The organism is bacterium (assembly GCA_035295165.1).
Classification (GTDB): Bacteria; Sysuimicrobiota; Sysuimicrobiia; order Sysuimicrobiales; family Segetimicrobiaceae; genus JAJPIA01.
In genome coordinates this window covers 24,649-44,958 of the sequence record DATGJN010000075.1, presented here as the reverse complement: position 1 = coordinate 44,958, position 20,310 = coordinate 24,649, and the positions used below count along the sequence as shown (strand labels likewise).

Below are 20,310 nucleotides of genomic sequence, written 5' to 3'. Positions count from 1 at the left end.
GCAGTTGCTGCCTCGGGATGTCTGGGGTGCGCCGCGTAGGTTTTCGCCATCGACGCCCGCGCCCCAAGGGGGATTGCGCACTGCTTCCTCAGGACGACAGACCGCACGCGGAGAGCCGTTGGTCCCTGCTGCTCAGACCCGTCCCCAGCCCGATCCTGGGGCGGCTTCGCCGCGTCTGGGCCGCGCTCCGGGGATCGCTGCACGACGCGGACCTGACAGGGGCCGAAGAGGAGACTCGCCGCCGCGCGGCGTATTTCGAGGCGCTCAACGCCGTCATCTCCGCCGCGATCTCCGTTGGCGACCCGCCTGCGCTCCTCCAGGCGACGATCGGCCGCGCGCTCGACGCCCTCGGGTGTGAACAAGGCGCCATCTGGATCGGTGATACGTACGATCTCCGCGGGGTGACGGTGGATCTGTTCGCGTCGCTGCTGGCGGATCCCCGCACCGTGTGCGCGGTGGAGGATTGGCAGAGTCGCGCACCCGTCGGCGCCGAACCGATGGCGTCCGCGATGCTCCGGGCGGGCGTTCGCGCGTCGCTCCAGGCTCCGATTCTGGCGGCGGGTCTTCCGATCGGTGCCATCGCCGCACTGTCCGCGGCTCCACGGACGTGGTCGTCCCACGATCTGCGGCTTGTCGAGGCGATCGGAACGCAAATCGGCGGCCTGGCCCATCGCCTGCAACTGCTCGAGGCGACGCGCCAGCGCACGTCTGAGCTGGAGACGTTCTACGATTTGAGCCACCGGTTGCGCCAGGCCCGGACCGTGGAGCAGATGTACCCTATCATCGTCGAGCACGCGTGCGGGCTGCTGATCGCCGATCACGGCGCCCTGGCGCTGGCCGCCCCGGACCGCCAGTCGTTCACGGTGGCGCATACGCAGGGGGTCGCGCTGGAGGAACCGGGGCTCGTGTTCTCCGCGGCCCAGAGCCCGTCCGGTGGCGTGCTCAAAACGGGCCTCACGTTCGTCACGCGGGACTTCAGCAGCGAGGTGCCGCATCTTGGCTCCGACTACCCGGCCTACCATGCGTCCGGGCCGTTGATCATCGTTCCCGTTCGATCGGACGAGAAGATCACCGGCACGCTCCGCGTGGCCCGGTGGAATCGCCCCGGGGTCCGCGCGTTCACCGATGCCGAGGTTCGGTTGCTCGAGGGGATCGCGGAAATCGCGGGCACGGCGATCCGCCGCGCGCGGCTCCACGACCGTCTCGAGCAATCCTACATCGAGATGGTCTTGGCCCTCGCCAAAGTGACCGCTGCGCGGGAGAGCTATACCGGCGATCACGACGAACGCCTCGCGACCCGGGCGGTCGCCCTGGCGCGGGCGATGGGGTGTTCTGACGCGGAGGCGCAGGACATCCACTGGGGTGGGCTCTTTCGCGACATCGGCAAATTGGGGGTCCCCGACAGCATTCTCCGGAAGCCCGGGGCGCTGACAGACCGCGAGTGGCAGATCGTGCGCCAACACCCGGCGATCGGGGCGGAGATCTTGAATCCCGTCGAGCGGATGCGCGACGTCGCGCTGCTCGTCCGGCACCACCACGAGCGCTGGGACGGATCCGGGTACCCGGACCGGCTCGCGGGCGACGCCATTCCGCTCGGCGCGCGCATCCTGGCCGTGGTGGACGCCTACAGTGCGATGACCGACGATCGGGTCCACCGCGTCTACGGCACGCAGCGGACCACCGATGAATCGCTGACGGAGCTGCGCCGTTGCGCCGGCGTCCAGTTTGATCCGGACGTCGTCGAAGCGTTCTGTCGGCTGGTCGGGGACGGCGGCAGCGACGCCGCCGTCTCCGCCGAGGACGGAGTGCCGCGCGCGAGCGATCCGCAGGCGCCTGCGACCGATATCGCGCGATCGCTCTCGTACGGCCAGCGCGCCGGCCGCGCCGTGCCCGCGATGACGGAGGTGACCCGGCGCCTGTTGCGTCCCCTCGATCTCACGGAGGTGCTCGACGAGATCCTGCACCACATCCAAGAGGTGTTCGGCTATCCGATCTGCTGCGTGTTCTTCGTCGACGAGCAGGCTCAGGCGCTGTACGTGAAAGCGCAACGGGGGTACGATCCGCAGGTGGCGAGGGTCACGCGTCTCCGGGTCGGCCAGGCGGGGATCGTCGGATGGGTCGCCGACAAGCGACGGTCATACTACGCTGCGGATGTCGCTCGCGACCCGCTCTACGTCTCCATCTCGCCGGTGACCCGCTCGGAAGCCGCGTTCCCGTTGATCGTGGACGATCGAGTCATCGGCGTCTTGAACGTGGAGAGTCCGACGGTGGATGCGTTCCCGAAAGAAAGTCGCGAGTTCCTGGAGGCGTTTGCCGTCCTGGCCGGGTTGGCCATCCTGCGGGCACAACGCGACGAGGACCTCAGTCGCCTTGCCCTCACGGACGGGCTCACCGGGCTGGCGAACCACCGCGCACTCTGGGAGGCGCTCGAACGCGAGATCGCGCGGGCCCGGCGCAACGGGCGTCCGGTGTCCGTGGTGATGGTCGAGATCGACGGGTTCAAGCGGTTCAACGATCGGTTCGGTCACCTGGAAGGCGACCTGGTCCTGCAGGCGGTCGCGGACGCGCTCAGGAGCAACAGTCGGGCGATGGATCTCGTCACGCGCTTCGGGGGAGACGAGTTCGTGGTGCTGTTGCCGGATGCGCCACACGACATCTCCGCGCAGATCGCGGAGCGCGTACGCGCCCGGGTCGAACAGATTCGGGCGTCGGGCGCGATGGGGGTCACGGTGAGCGTCGGCGTGGCGACGATGCACAAGGATGGGGACACGGCGAAGGCGCTCATCGCCACGGCAGATCAGCGGATGTACGAGGTGAAACGCGCCGGCGGGAACCGCGTCGGCGCCGGGTGAGCCCTGGTCCGCCCTGCGGGGAGGGGTGCGGGTCCGTGCGCAGCGCTGGCGGATGCCGCCGGTCGCTTGCGCAGGGCGGCGTGGCGGACGTATAATACGCGCATACATACAGTGCGCGAGGATGGGGAGGAGTAGGTCCGGACAGCCCTGATCGGGCGCCCTCAAGCGAGGGGAGGATGGTGGAAGCTCCCCGGGACGCCGGACCGAACGTCACCCCGGAGCGGAGGGTCGGAGGCGCGTGCGCCGGCGGCCGATCGGGTCGCGCCCGTGACAGCGCAGAGAGCCGGTGATGCCGTCCACGCTCGGGCGTTCGTGCCCGGGAGCGGGCTGCGACCGGAACGAAGGTGGTACCGCGGAGCGCCGCTCCGCCCTTTGGGCGGAGCGGCGTTGTTGTGTGAGGAGGCGAGGATCGTGCACGAGTTGCCCAAGACCTACGACCCGGCAGAGACCGAGCGGCGATGGTACGCGGTGTGGATGGCCCGTGGCTACTTCCATGCCGTCCCGGATTCGCGACCGCCGTACGCGATCATGATGCCCCTCCCGAACGTGACGGGCGAGCTGCACATGGGGCACGCGCTCAACAACAGCCTGCAGGACTGCCTGACGCGGTGGAGTCGCATGCGCGGCTACAACGCGCTGTGGCAGCCGGGCACCGATCACGCGAGCATCGCCGTGCACGTGGTGATGGAGCGGCGGCTGGCGAAGGACGGTAAGACGCGGTTCGATCTGGGGCGTGAGCGCTTCCTCGAGGAAACCTGGCGGTGGAAGGAGGAGATCGGCAGCCGGATCCTCGAGCAGATGCAGCGGATGGGGTTCTCGTGCGATTGGGAACGCGCCACGTTCACGATGGATCCCGCCTACTACGCCGCCGTCCAGGAGTGCTTCATCCGACTGTACCGGAAGGGCCTGATCTACAAGGGCAAGCGGATGATCAACTGGTGCGTCAAGGACCAAACCAGCATATCTGACCTCGAGGTGGAGTACGTAGAGGAGGCGAGCACGCTCTACTCTCTCCGCTATCTGGGGGAGGACGGGGGGCCCGGCGTCGTGATCGCCACCCAGCGTCCGGAGACGATCCTCGCCGACGTCGCGGTCGCCGTGCACCCCGACGACCCCCGCTACCGCGCGCTAGTGGGGACGAAGGTGGTGGTGCCGCTGGTCGAGCGGCCGGTTCCGGTGATCGCGGACCGGCGGGTGGAGCGCGAATTCGGGACGGGGGCGGTGAAGATCACGCCGGGCCACGATTTCTTGGACTACGAGATCGGCGCCGAGCACGAGCTCCCGGTGCTCGTGTGCCTCGATCAGCACGGGCGGATCACGGATCTCGGCGGGCCCCGGTATCTCGGCATGGATCGCGCGGACGCGCGGCGTTACATCGTGGAGGACCTCCGCGCGGCCGGCGCGCTCGAATGCGAGGAACCGTACACTACCAATATCGGCCGCTGTGATCGGTGTAAGACGATCATCGAGCCGTACATCTCGGACCAGTGGTTCTGCCGCATGAAGTCGCTCGCGGCGCCGGCGATCGCGGCGGTGCGCGACGGCCGCGTGCGGTTCCATCCGGAGCGCTGGACGAACTTCTACCTGAATTGGATGGAGCAGATCCGGGACTGGAACATCAGCCGTCAGCTCTGGTGGGGCCACCGCATCCCGATCTGGTACTGTGGCTGCGGCGAGATGGTGGCGAGCGCGGAGGCTCCCGCGGGCTGCCCCAAGTGCGGCGCGCGGGAGCTTACGCAGGACCCGGACATTCTCGACACGTGGTTCAGTTCGGCCCTGTGGCCGATGGCGACCCTCGGCTGGCCGCAGGAGACGGACGACCTCAGGTACTTCTACCCGACGAACACGTTGTTCACCGATCGGTCGATCGTGTTTCTCTGGGTGGCGAGAATGATGATGTTTGGTCTGGAGTTTCGGGGCGAGGTGCCGTTCCGCGACGTCTACGTGCATCCGACCGTTCTGACGATCGAGGGAAGGCGGATGAGCAAGAGCTTGGGGACCGGGATCGATCCGCTCGGTCTGGTGGACCGCTACGGGGCCGATTCGATGCGGTTCGCGCTGATCAACCGCTGCACCGGCGAACAGGACCTGCGGTTTTCCGAGAAGATGGTCGAGGACACGCGTAACTTCGCCAATAAGATCTGGAACGCGGCGCGCTTCGTGCGCTTGTCGCTTGGCGGGGGCGCGGCGCCGCAGGCGGCGGCGGGCGCGGACGGTGCCGGACGGACGCTGCCCGACCGCTGGATTCTCAGCCGGTTTGCCGGAGCCGCCGCGGACGTCACGACGGCGCTCGAGGGGTTTGAGTTCCGAGACGCCTGCGCGTCCCTCTACGGGTTCATCTGGAGCGAGTTCTGCGACTGGTATGTGGAGATGGCGAAGGAAAACCTCCGCGCGGGCGGCGAGTTGGCGGACGGCACCCGCCGCGTGCTCGCGTCGGTCCTCTCGGAGACGATGGTGCTGCTGCATCCGATCATGCCGTCGCTGACCGAGGAGATCTGGCAGGCGCTGCCGCACGAGGGGCAGACGATCATGCGCGCCAGGTGGCCGGTGCCGGAAGACTTGGCCGCGCGCGCGGACTGGCGGGCCCGCCGCACCGACGGAATTGCGGATGCGGCGATGGCCGAGGTGATGGGACTGGTGCACGCCGTCCGCGGCATGCGGGCCGACCTGGGATTGGCGCCCGCAGACGCCGTGCCGGTGGTGCTGCTCGCCCCGGACGACCGGGGGGCGTTACTCCGGGACGCCCACCGGTACATCGCGCCGCTGATCCGCGCCTCCCGCCTGGACCTCGCCCGCGCGGGCGCCGCCGGCGCGCGTCCGGCCGGCGCCGTCTCGGCGCTGTGGGGAGACATCGAGATCGCGGTCCCGGTGGAGTCCGAGGAGGCACGCGCCGCGGCGAGTCAGCGGCTCCGCAAACAGATGGGCGGGATCGAACGGGACCTCGAACGCCTCGGGGAGCGGCTGCGGAGCCCCGCGTTCCTCGAGAAGGCGCCCGTGGAGGTCGTCGCCGCGGACCGGACGCGGGAGCGGGAGCTCGCATCGCGACGCGACACGCTCGCGCGGTACCTCGCCGGCTTAGGTGCTTGACCCGATGCGAACGTCGCGCCGATGAGCGGTCCCGTCGCGGGCACGCCGGAGGCGGTGGTCACCCCGGCCGCGCCCGTGCGGTGGGTCGGGTATGTGCTCATCCTGTGCGGGGTCGTCATCCTGGTCGTCTTTGCGGCCACGATCAATCCCGGTCAGCTGGGCGCGGCGCTTCACGGCGCGCGCCCAAGCCTGCTGGGCCTCGCGGTGGCCGCCGTCGGTGCCCAAGTGCTGGTCAAAGCGGTGCGCTGGCGGTACATGGTGGCGCGCCTCACCGGGACGGTGATCTCCGTCAGGTTCTCGGTGGTCTCGATTCTCGCAGGTGTCGCGGCGGGCAGCGTCACCCCGGCGCGCAGCTTCGAGGTGGCCAAGATCATGATGCTCAAGGGCTCGTACGGCACCGGCCTGGGCCTCTCCACGTCCGCGATGCTGGTGGAGCGCTTGCTGGACATCGTGTTGATGATCGCCGCGTTCCTGGTCGCGGGCCTGCTCCTCCCCCGCCGGATGATCACGGCCAGTGAATTCTTGCTCGTGTTGATCGCCGCCCTGATCGCGGGGTCGATCGTGCTCGCCGCCGCGCCGCTCGGTGTCCGGACGTGGACCCGGCACCTGCTCCGGCGGTTGCCGATGCCTGCGGGCGTCCGCGCGCGCGCCGTCCGCCTGACCGACACGCTGTGCGAGAGCATTCTCGTGTGGCGGCAGGGTCGGACGCTTGGGGTGTTGGTGCTCGTCACCGCGGTCGTGACAGCGCTCGATCTCGCCAGGGTCTGCATCGTGTTCTGGGCGATGGGGACCGGTCTGTCGCCCACATTTGTGTCGTTCACGTACGTCGGCGCGGCCATGCTCGGCATGGCTCTGCTCGTCCCCGGGGGCGTCGGCGTGACCGAAGTCTCGCAGGTCGGGCTGATCGCGCTGTTGGCCCCGCACGCGCTCCCCCCGGTGCTCGCCCGGAGCGCCGTGCTGTTGGACCGCACGCTCTCGTACTACCTGCCCACATTGATCGGTGCCGCGCTGCTGATGGCGTACCATCGGTACCGCCACGTCTTCCGCTAGACTCGCTCGGAGACCTGCGGCCCCGCGGGAGCGCGCGGCGGCGCGGTGCTGGCCCCACGGGGATCGTTGCGCCGGGAAGTCACTCCGCTTCGCGTCGGCTCCTCAGCAGGAGCGGCGGCGAGGTTCCCGCGAACTCTGGGGCCGATGGGAGAGCGTGCGGTGAGACCGGGGCGTGTGGTGCTGCTGCTGCTCATCGTCGCCGGGCTGTTCGCCGGGGCGGTCGGTACGGGATACCTGCTCGGCCAAAGCGCGTTCCGGTCGTCCCCGCCGAGTGCCCGTGCTCCCGCCCGCCCCACGGCCGGTCCGCCGTCGGAGGCGGCGCCGGCCGCGCCAGGGGCGTCCTCAGCGGCGCCCGGTGGTGCGGGTGCACGAAGCACCGCGCCTCCGTCCGGCAGCTCGGCGGCACCCGGTGGGGTGTCGTCGGGGACGTCGGGCGCCGCGCCGGGGTCCGCCGGGCTTCCCTCCGTGGCGGTGCAGACGGCGCCCACGCCCGGCACCCCCGGGTTATCGGCGCCGACGACGACCACGAGTCCGACCCCGATCCCGCCGGGATCGCCCGCGCCGGGGGAGACGCCGAGGCCGAACCCGCCATCCACCCCGTCTCCGGCACCGCCGGCGGCCAGCGCGGCTGCCCCACCGGTCGCACCGACTAGGTTCCACGTCCAGGTGGGCGCGTTCGACGCGCGGCAGAACGCCGAGGCGCTCGTGCTGCGATTGCGGTCCCTGGGGTACGCGGTCACGCTGGTCGAAGGTTCGCCGTACCGCGTATGGGTGGGCGGCTACGTGGACCAGCCGACCGCGCAGCGCCTCGCCGACATTCTCAGCAAAGCCGGGTTCGACGCGGTCTTGACCCCGCGGTAGCAGATCTCGAGTCAGGGAAGGAGCCGCCGATGGCGCACGAACACCTCTTGGTCAGCATCGAAGATCCGATCGCCGTGGTCACGCTCAACCGGCCGCAGGTCCTCAACTCCCTGAACCAGGCGCTGATGGAGGAGCTGGCCGGCACGCTGGAGGGATTTGATCAGGACCCGCACGTGCGGTGCGCCGTGGTGTGGGGTGGCCCGCGCGCGTTCGCGGCCGGCGCAGACGTCCGCGAGATGGCGGAGGCGAGCACGGGCGACATGGTCCGGAGCTATCGGTTCCAGCAGTGGGAGCGTATTCGCCGCGTGGCGACGCCGATCGTGGCCAGCGTGAGCGGGTTCGCGCTTGGCGGCGGCTGCGAGCTCGCGATGCTGTGCGACATCATCGTGGCATCCGAGACCGCGCGGTTCGGGCAACCCGAGATCCGCCTGGGCGTGATGCCGGGGGCCGGTGGTACGCAGCGGCTGACGCGGGCGGTGGGGAAGTCGCGTGCGATGGAGATGATCCTCACCGGGGAGCCGATCACGGCCCAGGAGGCGCATGCGGCGGGGCTGGTCTCCCGGGTGGTGCCGGTGGAGGTCTGCCTCGACGAGGCGAAGGCCCTTGCGCGTGTGATCGCCTCACAGCCGCCGCTCGCCGTTCGCCTGGCAAAGGAGGCCGTGTTGCAGGCGTTTGAGACACCCCTAGCCGACGGCGTGCTGTTCGAGCGCCGGTGCTTCCACCTGTTGTTCGGCACGGCGGACGCACGCGAAGGTATCCGGGCGTTCCTCGACAAGCGACGGCCGGAGTGGACCGGCCGGTGACCCAGCGGCGAGACTCGCTTGCCGCCCTGGCGCGCGATGTGATCGCGTGCCACGCGTGCCCGCGGCTCCGACGATACTGCACCGCGGTGGCCGCGCGCGGCAAGCCCGAATTCGCCGGGTGGGCCTACTGGGGTCAACCCGTCCCGGGGTTCGGAGATCCCCGCGCGGCGGTGCTCGTGGTCGGTCTCGCGCCCGCCGCGCACGGCGCCAACCGCACCGGCCGGATGTTCACGGGCGACAGTTCGGCGATGTGGCTGGTGCGCGCGATGCACCGCGCCGGGTTTGCCAACCAGCCGACATCCGAGCACCGCAAGGACGGGCTGCGGCTGTCGGGCGCGTACATGACGGCCCCGGTCCGGTGCGCGCCGCCGGAGAACAAACCGCTGCGCCCGGAGTTCGCGCGGTGTCTGCCGTTTCTTGAACGGGAGGTGGCGTTGCTTCCGCGTGTGCGCGTCCTCGTGGCGCTCGGCCGCGTGGCGTTCGACGTCTGTCGGCATCTGCTCCGGGCCTGCGGCGCCGAGGTGCGCGGGCTGCGCTTCGCGCACAGTGCGTGCTATGAGTTCGGGGGCGGGCGGCCGGCACTGATCGCAAGCTACCACCCGAGCCGCCAGAACACCAACACGGGAAAGCTCACCCAGCCGATGCTGGACGACGTGTTCCGGACCGCGCGCCTGCTCGTCGCGCGGGACCCCGGTGCGCGACCGGCATCCACGCTCGCACCGTAGAGGGAGGAAGCGCGTATGGCTGAGACGCTGCTGCTCGAGACGCGGGACGGGGTGCGGGTGATCACGCTCAACCGACCCGACGTCCTCAACGCGTTCACCGCGACGATGGGGGACGAACTGCATGACGCGCTGCGCGACGCGGAACAAGACGCCGCCGTCCGGAGCGTGTTGTTGACCGGCGCCGGACGGGGCTTCTGCTCCGGCCAGGATCTGCGCGAGGAATCGCCCGGTCCGCGCGCGTACGGTGCGCTGCTTCGGACAAGATACAACCGGATCATCCTTCGCATGCGGACGATGGAGACACCGGTGCTCGCGGCGGTGAACGGGGTCGCCGCCGGGGCCGGGTGCAACCTCGCGCTGGCCGCCGACCTGCGGATCGCGTCGGACCGGGCGTCGTTCATCGAGGTGTTCGCGCGCATCGGGTTGATCCCGGATTCCGGGGGCACCTGGTTGCTGCCGCGCCTCGTGGGCACGGGCCGCGCGCTGGAGATGATGATGCTTGCCGAACCGGTGGACGCGCCCACCGCCGAGCGGATCGGCCTCGTCAACCGCGTCGTGCCGCACGACGAACTGCTGCCGCGCGCGATGGAGTGGGCGGCGCGCCTCGCCCAGGGGCCGACGCGCGCGTACGGATTGATCAAGCGGGGGGTCGAACGTAATCTGTCCGCGGACCTACGCAGCGCGTTGGACTACGAGGCGTTCCTCCAAGACATCGCCGGCCGGACCGACGATCACCGCGAAGGCGTCAGCGCGTTTCGCGAGAAGCGCACACCCGCCTATCGCGGCCGCTAGCGCCGGATCGGGTGCGGCGTGCGCGGGAGGCACGCCGGACGGGACGTCGGGAAGCCAGCGGAAGGGAGTGCGGTGATGCGTGACGTGGTGATCTTGGACGCGGTCCGGACGCCGATCGGCCGGTACGGCGGGGCGCTGCGAGCCGTGCGGCCGGACGACCTCGCGGCCCACGTCGTCCAGGCGATCGTGCAGCGCAATGGCCTCGACCCGGAGGCCGTCGAGGACGTCGTGTTCGGATGCACGAACCAGGCGGGCGAGGACAACCGAAACGTGGCGCGCATGGCGGTGTTAATCGCCGGCCTGCCGGATCACGTTCCCGGGCAGACCGTGAACCGGCTGTGCGGCTCCGGGATGCAGGCGGTGCACGTCGCCGCGCACGCGATCGCGTACGGCGACGGCGAGGTGTACATCGCCGGCGGCGTGGAGAGCATGACGCGCGCACCGTTCGTGATGGGGAAACCGGGCGCAGCGTATCCGCGCGGCCCGATGTTGCTGCAGGACACCACGCTCGGATGGCGGTTCCCGAACCCCCGGTTGGAGGCGCGGTTCCCCCTCTACAGCATGGGGGAGACGGCGGAGAACGTCGCCGAGCGCTACGCGATCTCGCGTGAGGCGCAGGACGCCTTTGCGCTGGAGAGCCAGCAGCGCGCCGCCGCCGCCGTCCGGGACGGGCGGTTCACGGAGGAGATCGTGCCGCTTCCGGTGCCCGCGTCGCGCGGGGAGTCCACGACGGTGTACGTTGACGAGCATCCGCGGCCGGACACGACGCTCGAGCGGTTGGCCGCGCTGCGGCCGGCGTTCCGCCCCGGGGGCACGGTCACTGCCGGGAACTCCTCCGGTATCAACGACGGGGCGGCGGCCCTGCTCGTGGCGTCCGCGGAGTGGGCGGAGCGACAGGGGAAGCGTCCGCTCGCCCGGATTGTCGGCGGTGCGGTGGCCGGCGTCGATCCGTCGTATATGGGGATCGGGCCGGTTCCCGCGACGCGGAAGGCGCTCGCGCGCGCGGGATGGGCGCTCGATGAGGTCGACCTGATCGAGCTCAACGAGGCGTTCGCATCGCAAGTGCTCGCGTGCGTGCAGGACCTCGCGATCGACCGCGCGCGGCTGAACTCGAACGGCGGTGCGATCGCGCTCGGGCATCCGGTCGGCGCGAGCGGGGCCCGGCTCTTGGTGACGCTGGTTCGCGAGATGGGACGCCGGAACGCCCGGCGCGGGCTCGCGACGATGTGCATCGGGGTGGGGCAGGGAATCGCCACGCTCGTGGAGCGGTCGGAGGCGTAAGCCGGCCACCAGGCGGAAAGGGGGTCTTCGTTGCGGGCCCGCTCGATGCTCTTCACGCTGTTCGGCGACTACGTCCGACACTACGGCGGCACGATCTGGATCGGCAGCCTGATCGCGCTCATGGCGGAATTGAGCTTTACGGCCACCGCGGTGCGGGCGGCGGTGTCGCGCATGGCCCGGCAGGGCTGGCTGACGCCGATCCGGGACGGGCGGGCGAGCTACTACGCGCTCACGGTGCGGGGGCAGCGGCGCGTGGAGGAGGCCGCCCGTCGGATCTTCAAGCTGCACCCGGAGCCGTGGGACGGAGTGTGGCGACTGCTGATCGTCCCGGGCGACCCCGCCGATCGCCAGCGCCGCGCGGGGCTCCGCCGCGAACTCGCGTGGATGGGGTTCGCCCCGCTCGCGCGAAGCGTGTACCTTGCGCCGAACGATCTGCTGGAGCATGTTGCGGGGGTTGCGGACCGGTACGGATTGGCCGGGCGGATCGAAGTGTTCGCGGCGCGCCACCTCGGCGGGAGCGCCGACGCCGAACTTGCCGCCCGCCACTGGGACCTCGGCGCGATCGAGCGCGCGTACGCCGGATTTCTGACGGAGTGGAGGCCGAAGGTGCAGGCGCGACGGGATGAGGGGTCGGCTGGGCTCCTGTCCGATGCCACCGCGTTCGCCGAAAAGACGCGGCTCGTGCATGAGTTTCGAAAATTCCTGTTCATCGATCCGGGGCTCCCGCAGGAGCTGCTGCCGCCGCGGTGGAGCGGGGCCGAGGCGCGCGGTGTGTTCTCCGCGTACTATCACTTGTTGGCGGAGGGCGCCCTCGCGTTCTTCGAGGCGCGCTACCGCCCGGCGCCGGGACGTGAGGGCGACCTGCCGGACGGACGACGTGCGGCACGTCGGGATCCGTTTCGCCCGGCCGCGGTCGCGGGGTGACGCTCCCGGACGACGCGTCACCGATCAGGCGTTTGACATCGCGTCCGGTCGGCCGATATAATGGGGGGCGGTTCGGAAGGCTTTTTTTGTTTGTGCCGGAGGGTACGTACGCGTGAAACTGAGCCACCCGCTCCGCCTGATCGGAGTGCTCGTGATCGCGCTCGCGGCGTTCGGCGTCGCGTTCCAACCTGTCCGCATGGACGGGGCGACGCCCGTGTTTCAGACGCCGCGCCCGCACCTCAACCTTGGGCTCGATCTCCAGGGCGGCAGCAACATCGTGCTGCAGGCGCAGCCCACCGCGCAGACCCCGATCAGCAACGACGCGATGGACGGCGTGCTGCGCGTGATTCGCAACCGCGTGGACCAGCTCGGCGTGGCCGAGCCCGACATCGCGCGCCAGGGCCCGAACCGAATTCAGGTGCAGCTCCCCGGCATCCAGAATCCCCAGCGCGCGATCGACATCATCGGAAAGACCGCGCTCTTGGAGTTCGTGGACACGGCGACGCAGTCGCTGCCCGCGGGCGCGGAGTGGCAGGGGTCGGACACGGTCGTGCTGCCCCAGGACAAATCGACGATCAAGCTGCACAAGAGCGTGCTGCTGACCGGCGCCGACCTGAGCGACGCGCAGGTCACCTTTGACCAATTCGGCCGGCCGCAGGTCGGATTCACGTTCAAGAGCTCCGCCGCAAAGAAATTTGAGGACTACACCACCAAGAACATCGGGAAATACCTCACCATCGTGCTCGACAGCCGGGTCATCAGCTCGCCCGTGATCAACAGCCCGATTCCCGGCGGGAAGGGCGTGATCGAAGGCGGTTTTACGCTCGACTCCGCGCGGGACCTCGCCGTGCTGTTGCGAGCCGGCGCGCTGCCGCTGCCCGTGACCGTGGTCGAGAATCGGACGGTGGGTCCCGTGCTCGGTCGGGACTCGATCGATCGGAGCATCCGCGCCGGGGAGATCGCGATCGTGCTCGTCGCCCTGTTCATGTTCCTCTACTATCGGTTCGCGGGCCTGCTCGCCGACGTCGCGCTCGTCGTCTACACGCTGATCCTGTTCGCCCTCATGGCGGGGATCGGCGCGACGCTCAGCCTGCCGGGCATCGCGGGGTTCATTCTGTCGCTCGGCGTCGCCGTGGACGCGAACGTGATCATCTTCGAGAAGGTCAAAGAAGAACTGCGCGCGCAGAAGACGCTCCGCGCCTCGGTGGCGACGGGGTGGAGCCGGGCGATCGTGACGATCCTCGACTCCAACGCCACGACTCTCATCGGCGCACTGGTCCTGCTCTGGCTCGGCACCGGGCCGGTCCGTGGGTTCGCGGTGACGCTGATCCTCGGCATCCTCACGAGCATTTTCACGGCGATCGTGGTGACGCGCGTGTTCGTGGACATCGCCCTCGACGTCCCGTCGCTCGCCGCGTGGATCCAGAACCTGGCGTTCCTGGGGCGGGGGCGGCCGCTCGCGGCCCAGGGCGGCGGCGCCGCCGGCGCGGGAGAGTAGGCGCGTGGACAAGACGTTCAATCTGATCCGTCACCGCCGATGGTACTATCTATTATCGCTCGCGGTGATCATTCCGGGGCTCATCGCGCTGTACGTGCATCACGTGAGGGATCATCACGCCCTCAACTGGGGCGTCGACTTCACCGGCGGCAACCAGCTGGAACTGCAGATCAACGATCCGTTCTCGGACGGGGACATCCGGAACGTGATCACTGGGTTCGGGTTGGCCGATGCGGTGATCCAGCGGTCCGGTCAGAACGAAGTTTTCATCAAGACGCGGCCGCTCACCCAACTGCAGATGAACCAGATCACCGACGCCGTGCGGGCCAAGTTCACGCACACGCAGATGCTGCGCGAGGACACGGTGGGGCCCGAGATCGGGGCCGAGCTGCGCAACGCGGCGATCATGGGCGTCGTGCTCGGCATCATCCTGCAGGTAATCTTCATCTCGATCCGGTTCCGCTCGATCCGGTTCGCGATCGCGGCGGACGTGGCGTTGCTGCACGACCTGCTCGTGGTGATTGGGGCGTTCGCGCTGACCCAGTTCGAGGTCGACAGCTCGTTCCTCGCGGTGCTGCTCACGGTCGCCGGCTACTCCATCAACGACACGATCGTGATCTTCGACCGGATCCGCGAGAACCTGAACATGCGGACCCGCGAGCCGTTCGAGCCGCTCGTCAACCGCAGCGTGCTCGAGGCGCTCGTCCGGTCGATCAACACCGCGATGACCGCGGTGCTGGCGATCGGCGCGGTCTACGTGTTTGGCGGGGAGACGATTCGCGGCGTCGCGTTCGGCCTGGTGGTGTCGATCGTCACCGGCGGGTACTCCTCGATCTTCAACGCCAGCCCGATTCTGGTGGACTGGCACAACTGGGCCGAGCGGCGGCACCCGTCGTCGAGCGCGTCCGCCCCGCGTCCCGCGGCTGGGCCCCGGGAGCCGGCGCCGAGCGGCGATGGCAGCGGCGACGAGGCGATGGTGGCGCCGGTGCTGAACGCCCCAGTCAGGCCGGGAGCCGGACGGCGCCGGAGCGGCCGCCGACGGCGGTAGGAGGTCGCGGATGCGCGGGGTGCCGGTGTGGCTCGTGCTCATCCTGCTCGCGGTGACCATCTTCACGCTTAGCAATACCACCACCACGGTCGTCGTGCGGTTCTGGCAGTGGCAGCTGTTCGACGGCCCGGTCGCGCTGGCCATCGTGGGGGCGGGCGTGCTCGGGGCGCTGCTGACGTTTCTTTCCTCGCTGCCCCACCGGGTGCGCCTCGGCGGGCGGATCCGCGACCTCGAACAACGCCTGCGGACGCACGAAGGACCCACGCGCGCCCCGTCCGGGCCGGGCCTGTCCTCCTCGCCGCCGGGCCCCGACGACACCCGGCGGTTTCCATAGCCGCGCCCGGACGCGCCGCCCCCGCGCTCGAGGGCGGAGCCCCTGGCGTTCCGTCCGCCGGAGCGCCTGGCCCAGGTCTTCGCCGTCCGTTCCCGAGCCGTTAACCCGGACGCTGTCTCCGGATGCGGTCTTGAGATGTGTCACCCCGTGAGCTCGACACGCGGCCGGGACGACAGGAGGCGAACCGAGCACATGTCATTGGCCGAGCGCGCTCGCGGCGCCGGGAAGGCACCGGTTCCCGTCAACGGGCGCGTGCTGCGCTGGCCCGTGCTGCCGGTGGTCGTCGTCTGCATCGACGGATGCGACCCCGCGTACATTGCGGCCGCGCGTGCCGCGGGCGTGATCCCGGTGATCGACCGCATGACGCGCGAGGGGTTCGCGGCCATCGCCTCGGCGGCGATGCCGACGTTTACGAACCCGAACAACATCTCCATTGTCTGCGGCGCCCCTCCGGCGATCCACGGGGTGTCGGGGAACTACTATCTCGAGCGGGAGACCGGGCGGGAGGTCATGATGGTCGACGCGCAGCCGCTCCGGGCGCCGACGATCCTCGCGCGGTTCTCCGACGCGGGCGCCGCGGTCGCGGTGATTACCGCCAAGGACAAGCTGCGGCTGGCGCTGGGGGCGGGGGTCACCGGTGTCGTCTTTTCGGCCGAGCGGGCTGGGTCGTGCACGATCGCCGAGAACGGCATAGACGGGGTCGTCGAGTTGGTCGGCCGCTCGGCGCCGGATCCGTACTCGGCCGATCTCTCCTTGTTTGTGCTGGACGCCGGGATCCGTTTGCTGGAGACGCGCCGCCCCGATCTGACCTACCTGTCGTTGTCGGATTACGTGCAGCACAAGCACGCGCCGGGGTCTCCGGAGGCCAACGTGTTCATGGGCGCCGTGGACGAACGCCTCGGGCGGCTCGCGGCGTGCGGGGCCCGCGTCGGGGTCGTGGCCGACCACGGCATGACCGACATGGCGCTGCCGGACGGCCGCCCGAATGTGCTCTATCTCGGCGATCGACTGGACGCGGCGTTCGGAGCGGGGGCGACCCGGGTGATCTGTCCGATCACCGACCCGTTTGTCAGGCACCACGGCGCGCTCGGCGGCTTCGTCCGCGTGTATCTGATGCGTCCCGGGATCGAGCGCGCCACCGTGTTGCGGTTCATCGGCGCGCTGCCCGCCGTGGAATGCGCGTTGTCGCGGGAGGACGCCTGTGCGCGGTTCGACTTGCCCGAGGACCGGGAGGCCGATATCGCCGTCGTGGCCAGACGCGGGTGTGCGATCGGCTCGCGGGTCGTCGAGCACGACCTGACGCACCTCGTCGGGGCGCGGCTTCGGTCGCACGGCGGTGTAACCGAGCAACCCGTGCCGTTCATCGTGTCGCACCCGGTGACCCGCGACTATGCCGCGCGGGCGAACCAGGGCCTGCGGAACTTTGACATCTTCGAGTTCGCGCTGAACGGGTGTGGCGCGCACGTCCCGGGCGTCCATCTGGGTTGACGGTGCGAGGCCCGACGGACCACGCGCTATAATTCAAAGTGATGGCCGTCGCCAACAAAACCTCCTGGGTGGTGGCGCCTCCCGATCCCGAGGCGGAGGCGTTCGCGCGCGCGGTCGGCGTGCCGCCGATCGTTGGCGGGATCCTCCGGCGCCGCGGGATCGTCACCGTTCCGGCGGCGCGCGATTTTCTCAACCCCTCCCTTGACGGTCTCTCCGACCCGCTGACGGTTCCGGGCATGGCGGACGCGACGGAGCGGCTCGCCCGCGCGCTCGAGGCGGGGGAGCCGCTGGCGGTGCACGGTGACTACGACGTGGACGGCATCTGCGCGACCGCGATTCTCGTGCGCACCCTGCGCGGCCTCGGCGCGGACCCGTTGTGGTACGTGCCGCACCGGACGCGGGACGGGTACGGTCTCGGCGTGCGCGCCGTGGAGGAACTCGCGGCCCAGGGCGCCCGCGTGTTGATCGCGGCGGACTGCGGCATTACCGCGGTGGAGGCGGTCGCCCGCGCCAGGGCGTTGGGGCTCGACGTCGTGGTCGTGGACCACCACATGCCCGGGTCCGAGCGGCCGGCCGCCGTGATCGTGGCGCCCGACGCCCACGGCGGTGCGGCGGACGAGGGGCGCACGGACGCGCCCTGCGCGGCCGGCCTCGCGTTCCTGCTCGCGTGGGCGCTGCGTCGGCGCGTCGCGGGGCGCGGGGCGCCGGTAGACCTCGCGGCCCTCGCCGCGCTCGGCACGATCGCCGACGTCGTGCCCCTGCGCGGCGCCAATCGACGGCTGGCCGCGGGCGGGCTCGCGCAACTGCGCGCCGCGCCGGCCGAGGGTCTCAAAGCCCTCCTGGAGATCGCGGGAATCACGGGGCCGGTGGAGGCGTGGCACGTCGGCTGGCAGCTCGGCCCCCGGCTCAACGCGCCGGGCCGGCTCGGTGATCCGACGCCCGCCCTGCGCCTGTTGCTCACGGACGATCCTGTGGAGGCACGAGCGCTGGCGCAGACCCTCGACGAGGCCAACCGCGAGCGGCAGGCCGTCCTCGAGCACGTGTTGGCAGAGGCGCTCGCGCAGGTCGGGCCCGAACCTGATGGGGCGGCGCTCGTGGTCGCCGGCGAGGGGTGGCATCCGGGGGTCGTCGGGCTCGTCGCCGGGCGGCTGGCGGAGCAGTACGGCCGCCCGGCAGTGGCCGTGGCGCTTGCGGGCGGAACCGGCCGGGGCTCGGCGCGCAGCGTCGAGGGATTTCACCTGGTGGAGGCGCTCGGCGCCTGCCGCGCCCACCTGCGCGGGTTCGGTGGGCACGCGATGGCCGCGGGACTGTCGATCGACGGCGCCGAGATCGACGGATTTCGCCGCGCGTTCCTGGAGGTGGCCGCAGAGCGTGCGCCCGCGCGGGCGGCGCCGCTCGACGTTGATGCCGAACTCGCGCTCCCGGACGTGACCGTAGCCCTCGTGACCGCGCTGGACGCCCTCGCGCCGTTCGGGCCGGGCAATCCCCAACCGGTGCTCGCGGTGCGGGCCGTCCGCGCGGTGACGCGGCGGCTCGTGGGAGACGGCGCGCACCTGCGCATGGGCGTCACGGACGGGTCGGTGTTCGCTGAGACGATTGGGTTCTCGATGGCGGCGCTCGGCGAGGTGCTGAGCTTCACCGACGCCTCGGTGGACCTAGCGTTCGTGCCGGAGCTCGATCGGTTCGAGCCGGGACGGGTTCGCCTCCGGCTGCGCGCGTTGGAGGTTCCGGGCCTCGATCCGGCGACGGTGCTGTCGGATACGGGCCTGCTCGTGGATCGGCTGTTTCGGCGGGCGGACGACTATCTCGACCGACCCGAGGACGACCGCGAGAACGCGCCGGAATTCTACACCAAGGTCGCCGGGGTGACGTTCGACGATCGTCAGACGGTGATCGCCACGCTTGTGCAGGGCGATCCGCTGTCGCTCCGACGCGAGCCTGCGAACCCGTACGACCCGCACGCCGTCCGCGTCGCGACCGCGGACGGCCGCATGGTGGGCTATCTCAGTGCGCGCGTCGCCGGGCGGATCGCGCCCGGGATGGACGCGGGCGGGCGGTACCGGGCGACGGTGTCTGCGGTCACGGGCGGCGGGGACCGCACGCTCGGCGTGAACCTCTACGTTCAGCGCGAGGACGGCGAGCCCACCGCATTCGGCGCCTCGTCCCGGCGGGCGTGGCGCGCGCTGGACCGGGACGCGGCGATCGCGCGGTTGCCGATCTACGTCAACGGCGGACGCCCCCTGCGGCCCGCCCAGGCTGAGGCGCTGGCCGAGATCGCCCGGGGCCGTTCGGTCGTGCTCGCGGCGTCCCCGGGGCGAGGATGGGTCACGGTGATCGCCGGAGCCGCCGCGGTGGCGGCGGGCGGTGAACTGGGCGCGCTCGTGGTTGAACCGCTGTGGTGCGACGCCGTCCGCCGCGGCGAACAGTTGGCGGCCCAGCTCGGCGGGCTCGGCCTCCGGGTGCAACCGGTGCACGGCCTGCTCGGCATCGGACAGCGGGATCGGGCGCTGGCCGCGCTCCGCGCGGGGGCCGCGGATGTTGTGGTCGCGAGCGTGGAAGCGGCACGCGAGGGAACGTTGGTGGCGCCGTGGGTCGACCGGGCGACGGTGACCGTGCTCGACGGCGTCTCCCTCGCGGATGTCGCGACGTTGCCGCCGACGATCCTGCGCCGCACTACGCTGACCATCGGTGAGCCGACGGAGGCCGCCGCACTGGTGCGCGGCCGACCCGGTGTGCCGCTGCTGCGGGACGATCCCGCGCGCCCGCTCGTGCGCTTCGAGGACCGGCGGGACGCCGCCGACCCGGACGCCGTGGTAGAGGAAGTGGTCAACGTAGGCGAGAAAACCGTCGTTTATACTGCGTCGCCCGAGGGATGCGTGCGCCTGGCGACTCGCCTGCGGGAACGGGCGGGCGCGGACGCGCGGATCGGGTACCTGCATGAGGGCCTGCCGGGGCGGGTGCGACACGTGGTGGCGCGGGCGTTCGAGGAGGGACGGCTCAGGGTGCTTGTGACGACGATGCTGCACGAGGAGGCGGTGCCGCACGATCTGCGGCGGGCCGTCTTGGCGTCGTTTCCGAGCGGGCGCCGTGAGTTGCTCGCCGCCTGTGCCACGGTGGGGCTGGACCGGCGTCCATCCACGGTGACGCTCGCGTTCGGCGCCGGCTGCCGGGAGGTACGGCGCCGGGCGATCGAGATCCGGTCTCCCGGCCGCGACCTGCTGGTCCGGATCTACCGCGCGCTTCGCGAGTGGCGTGGGGGCGACCCCATTGCCTGGCCGGACGAGGAGACCTGGGCGCGCGTCCGCGCCGCGGTCCCCGAGGCCGCGCGCGCGACGGTGGGCGCGGCCTGCGCGGTGTTCGAGGAGGTCGGGCTGGCCGTGCGCGAGAGCGTCGGGTCGGGGTGGTCGGTGCGATTGGTGCCCGCGGACGCGCGGCGTGACCTCAACGTCTCGTTGCGGTTTCGCGAGGGCGTCCGCGAGCGTGCGGCGTTCGATGCGTTCGCCGCGTGGGTGGAGCGGGCCGCGCCGGCGGAGATCCAACGCGCGGCGCGCGCATAGTCGCGACGGG

General features: G+C 70.8%; 14 protein-coding genes. All 14 read left to right on the top strand.

Annotated elements, in window-relative coordinates; all coding sequences use genetic code 11:
• Positions 1 to 26 precede the first annotated feature (26 nt).
• The 14 genes from VKZ50_12115 (at position 27) to recJ (ending at position 20,300) form a co-directional block, all read left to right on the top strand.
• A complete protein-coding gene (locus tag VKZ50_12115; protein ID HLJ60467.1) occupies positions 27 to 2,852 on the top strand; it encodes a diguanylate cyclase in 2,826 nt (941 codons plus the stop codon).
• Positions 2,853 to 3,263: 411 nt separating this feature from the next.
• Positions 3,264 to 5,939 carry a valine--tRNA ligase gene (locus VKZ50_12110; GenBank protein ID HLJ60466.1) on the top strand — a complete coding sequence of 892 codons (2,676 nt, stop codon included), beginning with the start codon at positions 3,264 to 3,266 and terminating at the stop codon, positions 5,937 to 5,939.
• A 21-nt stretch (positions 5,940 to 5,960) separates the two neighbouring features.
• Positions 5,961 to 6,989, top strand: coding sequence for a lysylphosphatidylglycerol synthase transmembrane domain-containing protein (locus tag VKZ50_12105; protein ID HLJ60465.1), 1,029 nt, complete (start codon positions 5,961 to 5,963; stop codon positions 6,987 to 6,989).
• A gap of 159 nt (positions 6,990 to 7,148) precedes the next feature.
• On the top strand, positions 7,149 to 7,850 hold the full coding sequence (locus VKZ50_12100; protein ID HLJ60464.1) for an SPOR domain-containing protein: 702 nt from the start codon (positions 7,149 to 7,151) through the stop codon (positions 7,848 to 7,850).
• Between the two features lie 29 nt (positions 7,851 to 7,879).
• The gene (locus tag VKZ50_12095; protein HLJ60463.1) at positions 7,880 to 8,653 is read left to right on the top strand and encodes an enoyl-CoA hydratase-related protein; all 774 of its coding nucleotides are present in this window, start codon (positions 7,880 to 7,882) and stop codon (positions 8,651 to 8,653) included.
• Positions 8,650 to 9,378: a uracil-DNA glycosylase gene (locus VKZ50_12090; protein ID HLJ60462.1), complete on the top strand. Its 729-nt coding sequence runs from the start codon at positions 8,650 to 8,652 to the stop codon at positions 9,376 to 9,378. The genes VKZ50_12095 and VKZ50_12090 overlap by 4 nt, the downstream gene beginning before the upstream one ends.
• Positions 9,379 to 9,393: 15 nt before the next feature.
• Positions 9,394 to 10,170 carry an enoyl-CoA hydratase-related protein gene (locus VKZ50_12085; protein ID HLJ60461.1) on the top strand — a complete coding sequence of 259 codons (777 nt, stop codon included), beginning with the start codon at positions 9,394 to 9,396 and terminating at the stop codon, positions 10,168 to 10,170.
• Between the two features lie 75 nt (positions 10,171 to 10,245).
• Positions 10,246 to 11,451, top strand: a complete 1,206-nt coding sequence (locus tag VKZ50_12080; protein HLJ60460.1) for an acetyl-CoA C-acyltransferase — start codon at positions 10,246 to 10,248, stop codon at positions 11,449 to 11,451.
• A gap of 30 nt (positions 11,452 to 11,481) precedes the next feature.
• Positions 11,482 to 12,375: a PaaX family transcriptional regulator C-terminal domain-containing protein gene (locus VKZ50_12075; GenBank protein HLJ60459.1), complete on the top strand. Its 894-nt coding sequence runs from the start codon at positions 11,482 to 11,484 to the stop codon at positions 12,373 to 12,375.
• Positions 12,376 to 12,487: 112 nt separating this feature from the next.
• Entirely contained in the window at positions 12,488 to 13,873 is a 1,386-nt protein-coding gene (gene secD, locus VKZ50_12070; protein ID HLJ60458.1) for a protein translocase subunit SecD, read from the top strand.
• A gap of 4 nt (positions 13,874 to 13,877) precedes the next feature.
• Entirely contained in the window at positions 13,878 to 14,921 is a 1,044-nt protein-coding gene (gene secF / locus VKZ50_12065) for a protein translocase subunit SecF (protein ID HLJ60457.1), read from the top strand.
• Positions 14,922 to 14,931: 10 nt separating this feature from the next.
• Positions 14,932 to 15,255 (top strand): LapA family protein, encoded by a 324-nt coding sequence (locus tag VKZ50_12060; protein ID HLJ60456.1) that lies wholly within the window; start codon positions 14,932 to 14,934, stop codon positions 15,253 to 15,255.
• A gap of 192 nt (positions 15,256 to 15,447) precedes the next feature.
• Positions 15,448 to 16,743, top strand: a complete 1,296-nt coding sequence (gene phnA, locus VKZ50_12055) for a phosphonoacetate hydrolase (GenBank protein HLJ60455.1) — start codon at positions 15,448 to 15,450, stop codon at positions 16,741 to 16,743.
• Positions 16,744 to 16,784: 41 nt separating this feature from the next.
• Positions 16,785 to 20,300: a single-stranded-DNA-specific exonuclease RecJ gene (recJ, locus tag VKZ50_12050; GenBank protein ID HLJ60454.1), complete on the top strand. Its 3,516-nt coding sequence runs from the start codon at positions 16,785 to 16,787 to the stop codon at positions 20,298 to 20,300.
• The last annotated feature ends 10 nt before the right edge of the window (positions 20,301 to 20,310 follow it).

Coding starts and splice junctions, on each gene's coding strand:
- VKZ50_12105 (HLJ60465.1), top strand. CDS start 5,961: ATGAGCGGTCCCGTCGCGGGCACGCCGGAGGCGGTGGTCACCCCGGCC.
- VKZ50_12095 (HLJ60463.1), top strand. CDS start 7,880: ATGGCGCACGAACACCTCTTGGTCAGCATCGAAGATCCGATCGCCGTG.
- VKZ50_12085 (HLJ60461.1), top strand. CDS start 9,394: ATGGCTGAGACGCTGCTGCTCGAGACGCGGGACGGGGTGCGGGTGATC.
- VKZ50_12080 (HLJ60460.1), top strand. CDS start 10,246: ATGCGTGACGTGGTGATCTTGGACGCGGTCCGGACGCCGATCGGCCGG.
- VKZ50_12060 (HLJ60456.1), top strand. CDS start 14,932: ATGCGCGGGGTGCCGGTGTGGCTCGTGCTCATCCTGCTCGCGGTGACC.
- phnA (HLJ60455.1), top strand. CDS start 15,448: ATGTCATTGGCCGAGCGCGCTCGCGGCGCCGGGAAGGCACCGGTTCCC.
- recJ (HLJ60454.1), top strand. CDS start 16,785: ATGGCCGTCGCCAACAAAACCTCCTGGGTGGTGGCGCCTCCCGATCCC.